The sequence below is a fragment of the Methylobacterium sp. 1973 genome (assembly GCF_040545035.1).
Classification (GTDB): Bacteria; Pseudomonadota; Alphaproteobacteria; order Rhizobiales; family Beijerinckiaceae; genus Methylobacterium; species Methylobacterium fujisawaense.
Genome location: NZ_JBEPLA010000002.1, coordinates 21,115 through 36,863 on the forward strand (window position 1 = coordinate 21,115; position 15,749 = coordinate 36,863).

Below are 15,749 nucleotides of genomic sequence, written 5' to 3' on the forward strand. Positions count from 1 at the left end.
CGACGACGGGTGCGCCCGTCCGAGCGGCGACGCTTCGCGCCGGGCCCGCCTTCCTGCTAGTCTCACAGCTCCCATGACAGCGCATACCGACCAGACCGAAGTGGAACCCAGCCCCGAGGCGGCCCGCCCCCCCGCGCCCCCCGATCTCGACTATCGCCTGCGCCAGCAGGCGATCCTGTCCGAGTTCGGCGTCGAGGCTTTGCGCGGCACCGATGTCGACCACCTGCTGCAGCGGGCTGCGGAGCTGTGCGCGCAGGGCATGGGCGCCGAGTTCTGCAAGGCCCTGGAGTACCAGCGCGGCGCCGACACCCTGCTGGTCCGGGCCGGTGTCGGCTGGGGGCCCGACGTGATCGGGCAGGCCCGGATCGGGGCGGACCTCGCCTCCCCGGCGGGCTTCGCCCTCAAGACCGGGCGGCCGGTGATCTCGAACCACCTCGCCGACGAGACCCGGTTCCGGACGCCGCAGCTCATGGCCGATCACGGCATCCGCCGGGCGATCAACGTGCTGATCGAGAACCGGGACGGCGCCTTCGGGGTGCTGGAGGTGGACGACACCCGGGAGGGCATGTTCGAGGAGGCCGACATCGCCTTCATGCAGGGCTTCGCCAACCTGCTCGGCGGCGCCATCGAGCGCCAGCGCACCGAGAGCCTGCTGCGGGCCGCCCTCGCCCGGCAGGACCTGCTCGCCCGCGAGATGAGCCACCGGGTCAAGAACAGCCTCGCCATCGTGGCGAGCCTGCTCGCCCTCCAGGCCCGGGCCGCCGAAGACCCGGCCGTGCAGATGGCCCTCGCGGATGCGCGCAGCCGCGTCGAGGCGATCGCGAGCGTCCACGACCAGCTCTGGCGGCAAGGTGACAAGGACGGCGACAAGGCGGCGGGCGAAGGGGAGGGGGTCCCGGGCGAACTCGACCTCGCGCCCTTCCTGGAGAAGCTGGTGGCCAACCTCGCCAGCGGCGTGCCGGGCCAGCGGCTCGCCTGCACGGCCTGCCCGCAGCGGATCTCGGCCGACCGGGCGATTCCCATCGGCCTCTTGGTCAACGAACTCGTCACCAACGCGCTCAAATACGCCTATCCGCCCGAGACGCACCCGGGAGGCGGCGAGATCCGGATCCGCGCCGAGCGCCAGCCCGGGAGCCTCGTGGTCGAGGTCGCCGATGACGGGATCGGGCTGCCGGCGGAATTCGAGATCGGACGCAACTCGAAGAGCCTCGGCATGCGGGTGGTCGGCAGCCTCACGCGCCAGCTCGGCGGCAGCCTGACGATCCCGGCCCGGGGGAAGGGCGCCTGCTTCCGCCTGGAGGTGCCGCTGGACGGCTGAGCGCGGCGCCCGGCCGGGGCGGGGACGGGAGAAGGGCCCTGCCCCGTCGCGACCGGGGGCGACGGGCTCGGCGAGACAGAGCGCAAGACAGAGCGCGAGACAGAGCGGATGCAGTGACCGGGATCAGGATGACGGGGGCGCCCCTCGCCGAACGGCTCCACGCCTTTCGGAGCCTCGGGGACAATTGCGAGTTCGGCTTCGTGCAGCGCTACGGGGGGGTCGAGCCCTCCGGCCTGCTGCGCTTCTCCTACACGCCGATGGCGGACCTGATCCGCGGCCTGCGCTGCGGCTTCGCGGATTTCGGCGTGCCGGGCGACCTGCGGCTCTCCGTGAGCGCGGGCGGCACCTACTATTGTCACAGCCTGGCCTACAACATCTGGGCGAATACCGGACATCCGGCCGGCTCGATCGCGCCGGAGGTGCTGCTGGAGCGGGAATACGGCCGGCTGGCCCATCTCAAGCGCAAGATGCTGGACGACCTCGCCGACGGCTCGAAGATCCTGGTGCGCAAGGTCGGCCGCGACGAGCCCGAGGCCGACTTCGCCCGCTTGGCCGAGGCGGTCTGGGCGCATGGACCCTCGACGCTGCTGCGCGTGACCGAGGCCGGGCCGGACTGGGCTCCCGAGCCGGCCCGGCGCGTCGCCGACCGCCTGATCGCGGGACGGGTCCGCCGCTTCGCGCCGGCGGAGCAGGCCTGGGAGGTCGACCTCGAACCCTGGATGCACCTCGTGGACAGCACCTACGCGCTGGAGCGCGGCGCGGCGCCGAGCCGCCTCGACGCCGCCGCCTTCCCGGAGGCGCTGCCGCTGCCGGGCCGCCTGCGCCGGCATGTCGGCCGGCACCGGGCGAGGGCGCTCAGCGCCTACACCCGGGCGGTGGATCCCGCCGGCTTTCGCGCCGATGCGGTCCACGTGTTCTCGAGCTGGGTGTGGATTCCGGAGGAGTTTGCCGGGGACCGCATCTTCGCGGCGGCCGGCTATGCGCGGCTGGGCTGGCGCGACGCCGACCTGTCGCGGCGGCGGTGCTGGCAGCGCGTCTGGGCCGCGGGTCGGCTGCGGCCCGACGCGACGCGGGAGCCCGTCGGGCTCGGGATGATCGGCACGTGGCGGGACGGATTCTGGTCCGCCGGGGCGCGCTTCGCCGAGGGGCCGATCCCCGGGGATGAGCCCGCGCCGGACCTGCGGATGCCGCCGTTCCGGTTCCCGGGCCAGGATCTCCTCGGACGGCTGCGGCCGCGGATCCGATAGACCGCCGGGCCCCCCCGGATCCGGGCTCAGCTTTCGCTTCCCAGAGCGCGGAGGAGGGTGCCGAGGTGGCGTCGTCGGTCCCGCATCCGGCCCGATGCGCGTGGCCGCCGGGGCGGAGGCCGAGCCCTGGATGCGGACGGGGATCGGAGACGATCGGGCCGCCCGCGCAGGGAGCCGGTCCCGGGATACCGGTTCGATTCCGGCCGATCCGATACGGCTGCACCATTGCCCGGGCGCGCCCCGCCCGTAAACCGCGCTCCCTTGCACAGAACGGGAGATTCCGGATGCGCAGCAGATCGATGATGACCCTGGGCGGCAGCGTCCTCGCCCTCGCCCTCGCCCTCGCCGGCCCGGCCTGCGCCGACGACACCCCGACCACGGCGGGTGCGGTCGATCGGCTCAAGGGCCTGACCAACGAGGCGATCGGAAGCGCGAAACGCGGGGTCGGCAACCTGACGGAGGACGAGGCCCTCAAGGCGGAGGGCCGTGCGCAGAAGCTCCGTGGACAGGCCGAGCAGGGGCGGGGCAGGGCCAAGGACGTCCGCGAGAACGCCCTCGACCAATAGGGATGCGGCGGGCCCCGGCCGCGCCGGGCGGCCGGGGCCCGCTCCCGTCGGGGTAGAAGCGAGAGGGGCCTACGGGCAGGGATGGCGCAGGCCGTCATAGCCCAGGTAGGTCCCGGAGGCCGGGTCGTAGGAGGCGTAGCGGGCGGCGCAGGACGCCGAGCCGCGCACGACGACCGGGGCGGCGTAGACGGGTGCGGGCGCCCCGTAGACGGCCACGGGCCGCGCCGCGGCGTTGGCCGCCGCCGAGCCGATCACCGCGCCGGCGGTGAAGCCGAGCAGGCCGGCCCCCACGGCCGCCCCCACGCCGGGACCGCGGCGGTCGCCGTAGCCCCAGCGGCCGTACCCGCCGCGGTGCCAGCCTCCCCAACCGGCATGGTGCCAGCCGCCACGGAACTGAGCGTACGCGGTGGGAAGGGCGCCGGCCCGGAGGGCCTCAACCGCCCGTCCGGATGCGGCCTGAACGGGGGCAGCGAGACCCGCCAGCACGGCCAGGGTGGCGACGCCGGTCACGATCCTCATCGGTTCTCTCCATTCTCCAGAGGGGTGGAAATGCCCGCATCAGGCATTCACGAAGCCCAGTAACAATGGATCCGCAGGACCGTTCCAGTCGTGAGAAAGATCATTTTTGTCGCACCGGACGGGTCTGAAACAATCCGATACGAACAAGAGCGACGCGGGCGCGGCGTCGGGCCTCTCTCATCGCTGCCGTTGGCGTTCGGTGCGGGGATCCGCATCAGCCTCGTCTTTCGGTACGGCGCAGATGACCATCGCCCGGGGGCGCGAATACAGGAGCCGGCATCGGGCTGCTTGGACCAGCGCACCTCGGGCGATCCCGTCGACGCCATGGCACCGCATGGCACCGCACGGCACCGCGGGCGCCCGCGGCGATGCGGCGGACAATCGTGCCGCGGGGAGGGGGCCCGAACAGCCCTCCCCGGGTGATCGCCCGGCCCGTCCCGCTGGCCGGTGCGCGGCCTCGGTGCGGCTCTGAAGTCGGACCGGTCAGGCGTCAGGGCGGTCGGCAGACGCACGGAACGCAGGGGCCGGTGCGCGGACGGTGAGAGAAACCGGCACCCGCCGCGGGCACCGTTGCTCAAATGTTCCGCAAAATTCCGCTTTTTGTTCCACGGCCCGCCCGGGACCGGCCATCGCTCTGGTGATATCAAGAGTTCGCATAAGATATATTATGGAACATATGCGTCATCCTCGCTCGGGCGAGGGGGCTTGGCTCGGCTTCCGACCCGGTTTGGCGCTCAGGTTCGGCGTGTCGAGCGGACCGGTTCGTAACCGGGATCCTGTCCGGCTCTGTGGCCGGCGCCGGCGGCGCGACCGGGACCGGTGCCGGGACGGCGCGCCGGGCGAGGGCCGTTCGAGCGCCCTCCCCGGTCCCGCCCCTCGGACGGCCTCCGGACCCGTCGGGGCCGTTGCGGCGCGCCGATGGCGGCGAAGCGATCATCCGGAGACGGCGTCAGCCGGCGGGACCGGGCGTCCGGCGCTCGCCCAGGATCCGGCCTTCGCGGGTGCGACACTCGATCTGCTCCGATACGCGGCCCGGTCGGACACGGACGGCGGCCGGCCGCGCCAGGCTCCCGGCGCCCTCCAGGAAGCCCGCGGCGGTCATCGGCGCGTCGCGCCCGCCGCCGAGACCCCGCCACCAGGACACCGCCTTCTCCCGCTCGTAGCCGCTGCGCTCCGGCCGCAGGCGCACGCGCCAGCCGGCCTCGGCGGCGCCGTCCCGCCAGCCGAGCACGAGGTCGAGTCCGTCCGGCGCGGCTTCCAGGTTCAGGGTCGTGACCGGATGCCAGGCGGCCCCGGACCCGCCGGTCTCCGGCGCGGGGGCAGGGCCGGCCGGTTCGGGATCCGGCAATCCGGGATCCGCCGAGAGGATCGCCAGCTCGTCATCGGCCGCGGCCTCGTGCGGGGCCTCGGCGTCCGCGTCCACCTCCGGCTCGGTCCAGCAGGCCTCGCAGGTGGAGGCGTTCAGCGCGATCAGGGCGCCGCAGCCGGGGCAGGGCTTGGCGCGCGGGGCCCCTGCCCCGCTCAGGCCCTGGGTGGCGCTCCGGACCGTCACGGCGTCCACGGGACCGTGCATCCGCACCAGCCCGGCATAATCGAGGATCAGCGCGTCGGCCTTGCCGGGGGCGCAGCGCAGCGCCCGGCCGACCTGCTGCACGTAGAGCCCGGTGCTGCGGGTCGGGCGCAGCAGCGCCACCAGATCGACCTCGGGGACGTTGAAGCCGGTGCCGAGCACGCCCACCGAGGTCAGGCAGCGGATCTGTCCGGCCCGGAACGCCGCCACGATCCGGTCGCGCTCCCGGCGCGGGGTCTCGCCCGAGACGCTCTCGCAGGCATACCCTTCCGCCCGTACGGCGTCGCGGACGGCGTCCGCATGGGCGAGGCCGGCGCAGAAGGCGAGCCAGGCCCGGCGGGAACCTCCGTATTCCGCGAGTTCGGCGACCGCCGCGCGGGTGATCCAGTCGCGGTTGACCGCCGCCTCCAGCTCGCCCGGGATGTAGTCGCCTCCCCGCCGGCCGACGCCGGAGACGTCGAACTGGGTCAGCGTCGCCTTGGAGACGAGGGGCGCCAGGAAGCCGCGCCGGATCAGCGTGAACGTGTCGGCCTCGTAGGCGATGCCGGAGAACAGCCGGTGCTCGCCCGCGTCGAGGCGGCCCGAATCGAGCCGGTAGGGGGTCGCGGTGAAGCCCGCCACCCGCAGCCCGGGGGTCAGCGCCCGCAGGCCCGCCAGGAACCGGCCGTAGCGGGTGTCGGCGGCGCGGGGGATCAGGTGGGCCTCGTCGACGATCACGAGGTCGCGGGGCCCCACCGCGTCGAGCCGGTCGGCCACCGACTGGATGCCGCAGACCAGCACCTGCGCGTCGGCCTCCCGCCGCCCGAGCCCGGCGGAGAAGATCCCGGCCGGCGCCTCCGGCCAGGCGCGGCTCAGTTCCGAGAAATTCTGGGCGACGAGTTCGCGGCTGTGGGTGACGATCGCCACCCGGGCGAGGGGGTCTTGCTCCAGGGTCTCCCGGGCGAGGGCCGCGATGACCAGCGCCTTGCCGGCCCCGGTGGGCAGCACGATCAGGTGGCCGGGCGCCGCGTCGTCCGCCCCTCCCCGCGCCCAGGCGGCCGAGAGCGCGTCGAGGCTGGCGCGCTGATAGTCCCGCAGGCGCAGCATGGCGGCGGTCTAAGCGGGTTTGCCGGTCCTGTCCGTGGCGGCGCGGTCACGGCGCAGCAGGTAGATGTCCATGATCCAGCCGTGGCGGTCCCGGGCCTCCGCCCGGACCCGGCGGATCGCGTCGCCCGTATCGCCCAGCCGGCCGGAGAGCAGGATCTCGTCCGGGCCGCCGAGATAGGCGCCCCAGTAGATCGTCAGGTCCGGGTCGAGATGGCCGAAGGCCGGGTCGCCGTCGAGCATCACCACGACGCTCTCGGCGTCCGCCGGCCAGCCCGCCGCGAGGCGGCGGCCCGTGGTGATCAGCACCGACCCGCCGATGCCGTTCAGCGGCACGCCGTGACGGGCGGCGAGCACCTGCACGCTCGTCAGGCCGGGGATCACCGTCCGGGTGACGGCGACGCGCCCGCGGTCGGCGATGCGGTCGAGGATGCGGAGCACGCTGTCGTAGAGGGCCGGGTCCCCCCAGGCCAGGATCGCCCCCACCTCCCCCGGCCGGAGATGCGCGGCGAAGGCCGCCTCCAAGCGCTCGGCCCGGGCCGCGTGCCAGGCCGCGACGGTGCCGCCGTAATCGGCCGGGCGGCGCTCCCGGGGCGGGTCCTCCACGGTGACGACCCGATGGGGCTTGGCGATATGGGCCGCGCAGATCCGGCGGCGGATCTCGACGAGGTCGGCGGTCTCGGCGCGCTTGTCGAGGACGAACACCGCGTCGACGTCGGCAAGCGCCCGCACCGCCTGGAGGGTCAGGTGCTCGGGGTCGCCCGTGCCGATGCCGATGACCCGGATCTGCCTGTCCTGCATGCCGTCCGTCCTCCGCCGGGGCGGGGGAGGGCCGGCGCCGGCCTCCCCTACAAGCGCGCGTCGGCTTTGGCGAGGATCGCCCGGGCGATGGTCAGGTCCTGCAGGGCGATGCCGGAGGAGTCGAACACGGTGATCGCCTCCGGATCGGTCCGGCCCCCCTCCCCGGTCCGGAGCACGTCGCCGAGGGCCCGCAGGCCGGCGGAAGCCCCCGCGGAGGCGTGCTGGAACTCCCCGATGGTGCGCGACTGCTCCGGCAGGTCGCAGAACAGCTGCGCCCGCTCCAGCAGGGCCGGGGGCAGTTCCTGCTTGCCCTTCGCGTCCGCCCCCATGGCGGCGACATGCGTGCCGGGGCGGACCCAGTCGGCCTCGAACAGCGGCGCGCGGGCCGGCGTCGCCGTGACGATCACGTCGGCGGCCGCGCAGGCCTCCCGGGGCGCGGCCGCCCGCACGGCGATCCCCGAGGCCCCCTGCCCCGCCAGGCGCTCGGCGAAGCCCGCGACCTTGGCGGCGTCCCGGGCAACCACCAGCACCGTCCGGATCGGCAGGATCCGGGCGAGCGCCGCGCACTCGAACTCCGCCTGGTTCCCCGCCCCGAAAACGGCGAGCACCGCCGAATCCGGCCGGGCGAGGACGCTGGCCGCCACCGCGTCGGCGGCGGCGGTCCGGTAGGCATTGACGCGGCCCGCCTCGATCACCGTGTCGACCCGGCCGACATCTTGGTCGAACAGCAGGATCACCGAATTGTGCCGCGGCAGGCCCCGGTCCGGATTGCCCGGCCAGAACGAGCCGACCTTCAGGCCGGCATAGTCGGCCGTCGAGCCCGACTTGATCGAGAACCGGTTGGTCGGCTCCGAGCCGTGCCCGAGCACCGCCGGGAACAGGGTGGTGCCCGGGGCGACCGCCGCGATCAGCGCCTCCCGGGCCGCCTCGAACGCCATGGCGTGGTCGACCAGGGCCGCGGAGTCCTCTTCCGAGATGAAGCGCATGGATTCGAAGACCTCCAGAGTCCGGGTTTCAAAAGGGCGTGCCCTTCGCGGGTGCAGGGCGGCGCCCTGCGGTCGGGGACGCCCGAGCGTCGGGGCGCCGCCCCGACACCCCGCCGAAGGGCTTCAGCCCTTCGGAATCCCCTACAGGGTCATGCCGCGGGCGGTGACCGGCCAGACGGCCTCGACCCGGCCGTTCCGCACGCCCACGTACCAGTCGTAGACGTTGACCGTCGGGTCGCAATGGCCGGGGATCAGCTTCAGGCGCTCGTTGAGCTTGAGCACGTTGCCGGGATCGCTGATCACCCCGTGCTCGTCCGAGCACTTGATGTACGCCACGTCGTCGCGGCCGAACACCACCGGCAGGCCGCTGTCGATGCTCTGCGCCTTCAGGCCGGCATCGCAGATGGCCACATCCGCCTTCGCCTTGCTCATGATCGCCGTGACGATGAACAGGCTGTTCTCGAATTCCGCGATCGGCCGGCCGTCCGCGTCCTTCACCCGCTGGTAGTCCGCGTCCATGAAGACGTAGGAGCCGCATTGCAGCTCGTTGTAGACGCCGCTGCCGCCCTCCAGGGCGAAGCTGCCGGTGCCGGCCCCCGCGACGATATCGCAGGCGAGCCCCTCGGCCTTCAGCAGGTCGACGGTGCGCCTGGTCTCGTCGATCGCCGTCTGGATCAGGGCCTTGCGCTCGCCGTAGTCGCGCACGTGCTGCGCCTTGCCCTGATAGGCCTGCAGACCCGCGAAGCGCAGGCCCGGCGCCTTCGCGATCGCCCTGGCGATCACCAAGGCGGGCTCGCCCGGGGCGACGCCGCAGCGGCCGGCGCCGACATCGATCTCCACGAGGCATTCGAGGGTGACGCCATACTGGACGGAGGCCGCCGAGAGGTCGTCGACATTGCCGAGGTCGTCGACGCAGACCAGCACCCGCGCCCGTTTGGCGAGCGCCGCCAAGCGCTCGATCTTCTTCGGCGCCACCACTTGGTTGGAGACCAGCACGTCGCGGATGCCGGCGCTCACCAGCGCCTCGGCCTCGCTGACCTTCTGGCAGCAGACGCCGCAGGCCCCGCCCCGCTCGATCTGCACAGTCGCGATGTCGGAGGATTTGTGCGTCTTGGCGTGGGCCCGGTGGCGCAGGCCGTGCTCCTTCATGAAGCGGCCGAGCGTGTCGACGTTGCGCTCGAAGGCGTCGAGATCGACCATCAGGCAGGGGGTGTCGATCTCCTCGACCGGCATGCCGACGCAGGCGGGAATGTTGTTGCGCATGGTCCGTCTCCTCCGGATCGGGGTGTCTTGATCGGGATGTCTTGGTCAGCGGGCCTGGGTCACGGGGCGAGGCCCAGAAGCTCGGCGATGCGCGGCGTCGCCTTGATGCCGGTGCCGGTGAGCACCACCACGGTGGTCTCCCCGGGCCGGATCGCGCCGCTTGCGGTGAGGTCGGAGAGCGCCGCCGCCGCCATGGCGCAGGTCGGCTCGACGTAGAGGCCGGTGCGGGCGAGCTCCATCAGGGCCGCCTCGATGGCCGCCTCGGAGACCGCCACGGTGCCGCCGCCGGACCGGCGGAGCGCCGCCAAGACCTCGCGGCCGCGCACCGGCTGGGCGATCGAGGCGCCCTCGGCCAGCGTCGGGCGCGGGGTCACCGGCACGAGATCGTCGGCGCCCGCCGCGAACCCGGCATGGAGCGGCGCGCAATGGGCCGGCTGGACCGCGTAGAGCCGCGGCAGGCGGGCGATCTCCCCCCGGCGCAGCAGCTCCGAGAAGCCGATGTCGCAGCCGAGGATGTTGCTGCCCGCGCCGCAGGGGATGATGACGGCGTCGGGCGCGGAGAAGCCCAGATCCTCCCACAGCTCGTAGGCCAGCGTCTTGGTGCCCTGGAGGAAATGGGCCTGCCAGTTGTGGCTGGCGTAGAAGATCTCCTCCGCCTGCCGCACGGCGGCGTCGGCGGTGTCCTGGCGGGTGCCGGGCACCAGCTCGACCGCGGCGCCGGCGGCGCGCATCTGCACGGTCTTGGCCGGCGAGGTCGAGGCCGGGACCAGGATCTTGGCCCGCATCCCGGCGGCGGCCGCGTAGGTCGCCACCGCGGCGCCGCCGTTGCCGGAGGAATCCTCCAGCACCGCGTCGATCCCCTGCTGGCGCAGGATCGACAGCATCACGGACGCGCCCCGGTCCTTGAAGCTGCCCGAGGGCGCGAACCATTCGAGCTTGAAATGGGCGTGGCCGTCCCGCCAGGGTCGGTGCACCAGCGGGGTGCAGCCCTCCCCGAGGGAGACCGGGTCGGAGACCGCCACCGGCAGGGCGGCGGCGTAGCGCCAGAGGGAGCGCTTGGCCGTGTCGATCTCCCCGCGTCCGATCCCCGGCAGGTCCGTGATCATCAGCGGACCGCCCGTCTCCGAGCGCCAGCGGGGCGTCTCGATCGGGTAGGTCGCGCCGGTGGCGGGGTCGAGATAGGCGGCAGATGGAGGCATCGCGGCTCGGTTTCCGGGGCGGTTCGGGAAGATAATACAAAATAATCTTGGTCGGCGCGCCTCCCTTCTCGCGGAGACGACGCCGGGCCGAGGCGGGCGGGGCCCGCCTCGTCAGGGCTCCGCCCCAACAACCCGCCAAAGGGCTTCAAGCCCTTTGGAAACCCGGGCCTCTCAGGCCGCGAGCGGCAGGATCGTCCGCTCCGGGGCGTGCTCGGCGGCGATCGCCCCGGCGACGATCTCGGCGGTGGCCCCCGAGAGGGTCCAGCCGAGATGGCCGTGGCCGGTGTTGTAGAAGACCCCGGGCCGGCGGCCGCGACCGACCTTGGGCAGCATGTTCGGCAGCATCGGGCGCAGGCCGCTCCAGGCCACCACCCGGTCGGTGTCGACCAGCGGGAACTGCTCGCGGGTCCAGTCGACCAGCGGCTGGATCCGGTCGTGGCGGATGTCGCGGTTGAAGCCGTTGAACTCGGCGGTGCCGGCGACCCGCAGGCGCTCGTCGCCGAGCCGGCTCGTCACGATCTTGGCCGCCTCGTCGAGGATGCTCACCTCGGGGGCCGCCTTCTGGGCCTCCGGAGTCAGCAGGTTCACGGTGATCGAGTAGCCCTTCACCGGGTAGACGTTGACCCGGTCGCCGAGCATCGCGGCGAAATGCCGGCTGGCGCAGCCCGCGCAGATCACCACCGCGTCGGCCTGCAGGACCTGCGTGTCCCCGGCAGGATGGCCCGCAGCGCGCCAGCCGATGTCATAGCCCCCCTCCCCCGGCGCGATCGTCTCGACGCTGGCGTCCTGGACGAAGCGGACGCCCCTGCGGGCGCAGGCGGAGGCGAGCCCCCGGGTGAACTTGTGGATGTCGCCGGTGGCGTCGGAGGGCGTGAAGAAGCCCCCGTGATAGGTCCCGGCCAGCGTCGGCTCGATCGCCCGGATCTCCTCCGGAGTCACGGCGTAGCGCTCGAGGCCGCCCTCCCGCAGCAGGGCGTTGACTCCGGTCGCCTTCTCGAAGCTCGCCCGGTCCCGGTAGAAATGCAGGATGCCGCGGGTCTTCAGGTCGAAGTCGATCCCCTCGGCCTCGGCCATGGCGAACAGCGCCTCCCGGGCCTTCAGGGCCAGCCGCACGGTCTCCACGGTGTTCTCGCGGTAATGGGCGATCTCGCGGACGAACGCGGCCATCCAGGACAGCTTGTGCCAGGAGGGCTTGGGATTCATCAGCAGCGGCGCGTCCCGGCGCATCATCCAGCGCAGGCCCTGCATCACCGTGGAGAGCTTGTTCCAGACCTCGGCGTTGCAGGCCGAGAGCTGGCCGCCATTGGCGAAGGAGGTCTCCATGGCGGCGTAGCGCTGCCGGTCGAGGACGGTGACGCGGTAGCCGCGCTGGGCGAGCGCATAGGCGGTCGTCACGCCGGTGATGCCGGCGCCGATCACGGCGATGTGGGTCATGGGCTTGGACTCCGGGACGTGGACGCGTGGAGGCCGCCTCAAGCGGTCGGCCGGTTGCGCGCCCCATCTGTCCCGGTGCCTGAGAGCTTGATCCGTCCCGCCCTGGCGCGGCGAAGTACGGACGTCCCCTTCGGCGGGTGCCCACGGGTTCCCCCGCTGCACCTCTCTCCAGATCGCCCTGACGACACGGTTCCGGTGCCTGAGAGTTTCCGGGGCGGTTGCTCCGTCGGCGCCGGGTCCCCTCTGCTGGGAAGATCCCGGTCTCTCCCGCATCGTCACGATGGGCTGTCCCTGGATACGCCGATCGGCCGCAGGGGAGAAGCCCGCCCGTCCCGCCGGCGGCCGATTTCACCGACAGCCGCTGCGCGTTGTCACCGCCACCCACGCTCTCCGCCGGAGCGATCCCGGCCGCCGCCGGTTGACGCTGGATTCTCCGGGAGACACCCCGATGCTGACCAGGACCGCGATCTACGAGGGCAGGGTGCGCGACGCCCGGGAAGAGGAATTCTTCCGTCGGGTCCGGGACGAGCTGGAGCCGTTCTGGCGGCGATTCCCGGGCGTCACCGCCGTGCGGATCCAGCGCGTGGTCTCGAAGGACGCCGACGCGCGGCCGATCGCCATGATCCTGGAGATGGACTTCCCCGATCAGGCGGCGCTGGATGCCTGCCTCGCCTCTCCGATCCGCCCGGAATCGCACGCCGCCACCGAGGCGGTGATGGAGATGTTCGACGGCCGCTTCTACCATCTGGTCAGCACCGGGCGCACCATGTCGCTGGTGGATTAGGACCCGGCCTCGGAAGGTCAATCTCCGATCGAACGCAACGGCAAGTTTACCGCATATAAACCTATACTGACATATTATAATAGCCTGAAGATAAAATATCAGGCCTGAACATCAGTTGATCCAGCACTCTTTAAGGGTCTCGGCGCAGGTTCCGTCCGAGCGACACCCTTCTTGTTCAGGCGGACGGCGCGATGGCGAAATGGATTCCTGGCGCGGCCGTCTTCGGCCTCCTGTGCCTGATGATCATCCCGGCTCCCGGGATCTGGGGCGTCCTGATCGGGGCCGCCTGCGTGCTGGCCATCGTCGGCAGCCTGTGCATGCTCGCCCTCGATCGGGTGGCGAGCGCCATCCTCGTCTGGCGCTCGCGGATGCGGGCGCGACGCCCGAGCCCGAGCCGGAGCCGGAGCCGGGTGGTCCATGCCGGCTCCAGGATGACCCGGAAGGTCTGAGCCTCCGGCGGGGCGCCGGGGGCTGGATTCCCCGCGGCATCGGTGCAAGGTCCCGGCGCCGCGACCACGGCGCCTAAGACCAACCGGGACGGTCCGATGAAGCTCCTCTACTCCCCCGCCTCGCCTTATGCCCGCAAGGTGCTGGTCCTCGCCCACGAGACGGGACTGATCGACCGGATCGCCGTCACCATCGCCGGGGCCTCGCCGACCGGGCCCTCCGCGGAGGTCGCCGCCCACAATCCGCTGGGCAAGATTCCCGCCCTGGTCCTGGAGGACGGCACCGCCCTCTACGACAGCCGGGTGATCTGCGAGTATCTCGACGGCCTCTCGTCCGGGCCGCGCCTGTTCCCCGAAGGCGCCGCCCGCTGGGACGCGCTGACCCGGCAGGCGCTGGCCGACGGGCTGCTCGATGCCGCGCTGCTCGCCCGCTACGAGCGCGTGCTCCGCCCCGAGCCCCAGCGCTGGGACGCCTGGGAGGCCGGCCAGATCGGCAAGATCCGCGCGGCGCTGGACCGGTTCGAGAGCCTGGTCGGCGGGATGCCGGCACTGGATATCGGCACGGTCGCGATGGCCTGCGGGCTCGGCTACCTGGACCTGCGCTTTCCCGATCTCGCGTGGCGGGAGGGCCGTCCGGCGGTCGCGGCCTGGTACGCGCAGTTCGAGCGCCGGCCCTCCATGGCGGCCACCGTGCCGAAGGGCTGAGCTCCCGCCGTGCCGGGCCCCGCTACGGCCGGGCCCGGTCCGCGATCGCGTAGGGATGGGTCGAGCCGAGGGGATCGGCGAGGAAGTCCTGGACCGTCCCGGCGCCCGTGCCGAAGGTGATGAGCAGGAAGCCGCCCGCCAGGGCGAAGTTCTTCAAAAAATCCCAGAACAGCGCGCGGCCCTTGCCCCCCGCCCAGAAATCCCCCGGCACCCAGAACTGCTTCCACAGCAGCGCCGTCACCCCGCAATAGCCGGCGAGCACGAAGGCGGCGGCCCTGTCGGCGACCCCGGTCAGGATGCAGAGCGACATCCCGATCTCGACGCCGAGCCCGATCAGGATCAGCACCGTTGCGAACGCCGTGGCGTGCACGGCCTCCCGCGCCTGCCCGACCGCGCCCCGGAAGTTCAGGATCTTGTCGAGGGCGCTGAACGGCAGGAACAGCAGCACGAGGAGCAGGCGGACGCTGAACGCGATTGCGACGCTGAGGCTGGCCATGCGCTGAACGGTCTCCCGATCCGGCCCGGTTCGGGCCGCCGATCCAAGGCGCTGATCCAAGCCGCGAGCGGCGCAAAGGTTTCGCGCGGCCCCGCCGGCCGCGTGCAGATCCTGGCCCCCGAAGCGCCCCGTGCGGGCCGGCCCCGGCGGTGCGCAGCGCGTCTTCGATCACGGGCGGCATCCCGGCAACGCAGACTCGGACGCCTCATCTGGAATGATAACTCTATAAAATCATAATTGAGCCAGTTACTATTACTAAAAATCGATCTTAGTTCTGGATATGTCGATTGTAGAATTTTTTAAGCACTGAAACGTCGATCTTAAACTCGCATCATTAATCCTTGACACACTGTCCCAGGTAATATTTCACTGTTTCAATGCCTATCGAATTCGATGCACGCCATCAACTGGGTGCGATAAGTTCGAAATTAGACACATAACCCACCATTATATTACACTCATCTCGGGTAAACGATTATGAGAGTTGCCATCATCACTCCATCCCGGATGAAACAATCGACCATGGCTGGAAAATCCGGTCAGTACTTCCTGGAACACGCGGTGGAGAGCGCCAACGCCCAGGAACTCGACAGGCCGGCGACGATCCATTTCTTCGTCGGGACCGACCCCGAGACCGAGATCCCGGCGCGGCTTGCCGCGCATCCGCAGATCACCTTCGTGCACGGCGCGCGCAAGGGGCAGATCCCCGCCTTGAACGCGGCCATCCAGGCCGTCGATGCCAGCTGGGACCTCGTCGGCTTCCTGGAGGACGACGATCGCTGGCTGCCGCAATACCTCGCCGTCGCGCTTCACGCCCTGGACCGCTTCGATTTCGTCTCCTCGACCCAGCTCGAAACGGACGAGGCTGGCGAGGTCGTCCGGATCAACGACTTCCCGACGCCGTCGGGCTGGCTGATGCGCCGGACCACCTTCGCGCAGGTCGGCGCGATCAGCCCCGCCTCGAAATGGCATTACGACAACGAGTGGCTCGGCCGCCTCGCCGAGACCGGCCTGCGCCGCGCCCACCTCGTCGAGGCGACGGCGCCCATCACGCTGCAGCACGCGCGCCTGGTCCGCCCGTGGCTCGCCAACGTCCTTCAGCTCGGCGGGCCCAGCATATGCCTCGCGCGCCACAACTTCGTCCTGCCGCTGGTGTGCCGCCTGGTGCATCCCGGCTCCGGAAGCTCGGATGTCGGCCAGGGCGGGACGTCGAGAGCCGAGAGCGAAGCCGAGTACCGGCGGCTGGTCGACCGCTTCGGCCGCATCCCCTGGTGAGGTCGCGCCACGCGGCGGACGCCCTGCGGGCCGGAAGCGCGCTCGACCGGCGCGGAT

At 71.8% G+C, this 15,749-nt stretch carries 15 protein-coding genes and 2 riboswitches; of the genes, 7 read left to right on the forward strand and 8 right to left on the reverse strand.

Going from position 1 to position 15,749, the window contains the following annotated elements; all coding sequences use genetic code 11:
- Positions 1 to 73: 73 nt before the first annotated feature.
- The 3 genes from ABIC70_RS04015 to ABIC70_RS04025 all read left to right on the forward strand — a co-directional run bounded on the left by ABIC70_RS04015 (position 74) and on the right by ABIC70_RS04025 (position 3,131).
- Positions 74 to 1,318 (forward strand): sensor histidine kinase, encoded by a 1,245-nt coding sequence (locus ABIC70_RS04015; protein WP_043345408.1) that lies wholly within the window; start codon positions 74 to 76, stop codon positions 1,316 to 1,318.
- 128 nt (positions 1,319 to 1,446) lie between these two features.
- Positions 1,447 to 2,565: a hypothetical protein gene (locus tag ABIC70_RS04020; protein WP_354438944.1), complete on the forward strand. Its 1,119-nt coding sequence runs from the start codon at positions 1,447 to 1,449 to the stop codon at positions 2,563 to 2,565.
- Between the two features lie 284 nt (positions 2,566 to 2,849).
- Positions 2,850 to 3,131, forward strand: coding sequence for a CsbD family protein (locus tag ABIC70_RS04025; RefSeq protein WP_251982164.1), 282 nt, complete (start codon positions 2,850 to 2,852; stop codon positions 3,129 to 3,131).
- A gap of 69 nt (positions 3,132 to 3,200) precedes the next feature.
- Here the strand turns inward: ABIC70_RS04025 and ABIC70_RS04030 are convergent, their stop codons facing one another.
- From ABIC70_RS04030 to ABIC70_RS04060, 7 genes are all read right to left on the reverse strand, one after another.
- A complete protein-coding gene (locus tag ABIC70_RS04030; RefSeq protein ID WP_043345404.1) occupies positions 3,201 to 3,650 on the reverse strand; it encodes a BA14K family protein in 450 nt (149 codons plus the stop codon).
- 949 nt (positions 3,651 to 4,599) lie between these two features.
- Positions 4,600 to 6,306 (reverse strand): DEAD/DEAH box helicase, encoded by a 1,707-nt coding sequence (locus tag ABIC70_RS04035; RefSeq protein WP_354438946.1) that lies wholly within the window; start codon positions 6,304 to 6,306, stop codon positions 4,600 to 4,602.
- A 9-nt stretch (positions 6,307 to 6,315) separates the two neighbouring features.
- Positions 6,316 to 7,104, reverse strand: a complete 789-nt coding sequence (gene cobF, locus ABIC70_RS04040; protein WP_043345401.1) for a precorrin-6A synthase (deacetylating) — start codon at positions 7,102 to 7,104, stop codon at positions 6,316 to 6,318.
- Positions 7,105 to 7,151: 47 nt separating this feature from the next.
- Positions 7,152 to 8,090, reverse strand: coding sequence for an ornithine cyclodeaminase family protein (locus ABIC70_RS04045; protein ID WP_043385948.1), 939 nt, complete (start codon positions 8,088 to 8,090; stop codon positions 7,152 to 7,154).
- Between the two features lie 141 nt (positions 8,091 to 8,231).
- Positions 8,232 to 9,353 (reverse strand): DSD1 family PLP-dependent enzyme, encoded by a 1,122-nt coding sequence (locus ABIC70_RS04050; RefSeq protein ID WP_043385946.1) that lies wholly within the window; start codon positions 9,351 to 9,353, stop codon positions 8,232 to 8,234.
- A 59-nt stretch (positions 9,354 to 9,412) separates the two neighbouring features.
- Complete coding sequence (locus tag ABIC70_RS04055; protein WP_354438947.1) at positions 9,413 to 10,552, reverse strand: threonine synthase; 1,140 nt, start codon at positions 10,550 to 10,552, stop codon at positions 9,413 to 9,415.
- Between the two features lie 171 nt (positions 10,553 to 10,723).
- Positions 10,724 to 11,986 carry a D-amino acid dehydrogenase gene (locus ABIC70_RS04060; protein ID WP_043385940.1) on the reverse strand — a complete coding sequence of 421 codons (1,263 nt, stop codon included), beginning with the start codon at positions 11,984 to 11,986 and terminating at the stop codon, positions 10,724 to 10,726.
- A 65-nt stretch (positions 11,987 to 12,051) separates the two neighbouring features.
- A riboswitch (glycine riboswitch) is annotated at positions 12,052 to 12,160 on the reverse strand.
- A gap of 3 nt (positions 12,161 to 12,163) precedes the next feature.
- Positions 12,164 to 12,266, reverse strand: a riboswitch (glycine riboswitch).
- Positions 12,267 to 12,434: 168 nt separating this feature from the next.
- Between ABIC70_RS04060 and ABIC70_RS04065 the strand changes: the two genes are divergently transcribed.
- The 3 genes from ABIC70_RS04065 to ABIC70_RS04075 all read left to right on the forward strand — a co-directional run bounded on the left by ABIC70_RS04065 (position 12,435) and on the right by ABIC70_RS04075 (position 13,921).
- Complete coding sequence (locus tag ABIC70_RS04065; RefSeq protein ID WP_043345389.1) at positions 12,435 to 12,770, forward strand: hypothetical protein; 336 nt, start codon at positions 12,435 to 12,437, stop codon at positions 12,768 to 12,770.
- 191 nt (positions 12,771 to 12,961) lie between these two features.
- The gene (locus tag ABIC70_RS04070) at positions 12,962 to 13,219 is read left to right on the forward strand and encodes a hypothetical protein (RefSeq protein WP_043345387.1); all 258 of its coding nucleotides are present in this window, start codon (positions 12,962 to 12,964) and stop codon (positions 13,217 to 13,219) included.
- Positions 13,220 to 13,315: 96 nt separating this feature from the next.
- Positions 13,316 to 13,921, forward strand: coding sequence for a glutathione S-transferase (locus ABIC70_RS04075; protein WP_053610479.1), 606 nt, complete (start codon positions 13,316 to 13,318; stop codon positions 13,919 to 13,921).
- A 22-nt stretch (positions 13,922 to 13,943) separates the two neighbouring features.
- Here ABIC70_RS04075 and ABIC70_RS04080 read toward each other — a convergent pair whose 3' ends face one another.
- Positions 13,944 to 14,417 carry a DoxX family membrane protein gene (locus ABIC70_RS04080; RefSeq protein ID WP_053610478.1) on the reverse strand — a complete coding sequence of 158 codons (474 nt, stop codon included), beginning with the start codon at positions 14,415 to 14,417 and terminating at the stop codon, positions 13,944 to 13,946.
- Positions 14,418 to 14,939: 522 nt separating this feature from the next.
- Between ABIC70_RS04080 and ABIC70_RS04085 the strand changes: the two genes are divergently transcribed.
- Entirely contained in the window at positions 14,940 to 15,692 is a 753-nt protein-coding gene (locus ABIC70_RS04085) for a glycosyltransferase family protein (protein WP_354438948.1), read from the forward strand.
- Positions 15,693 to 15,749: the final 57 nt, after the last annotated feature.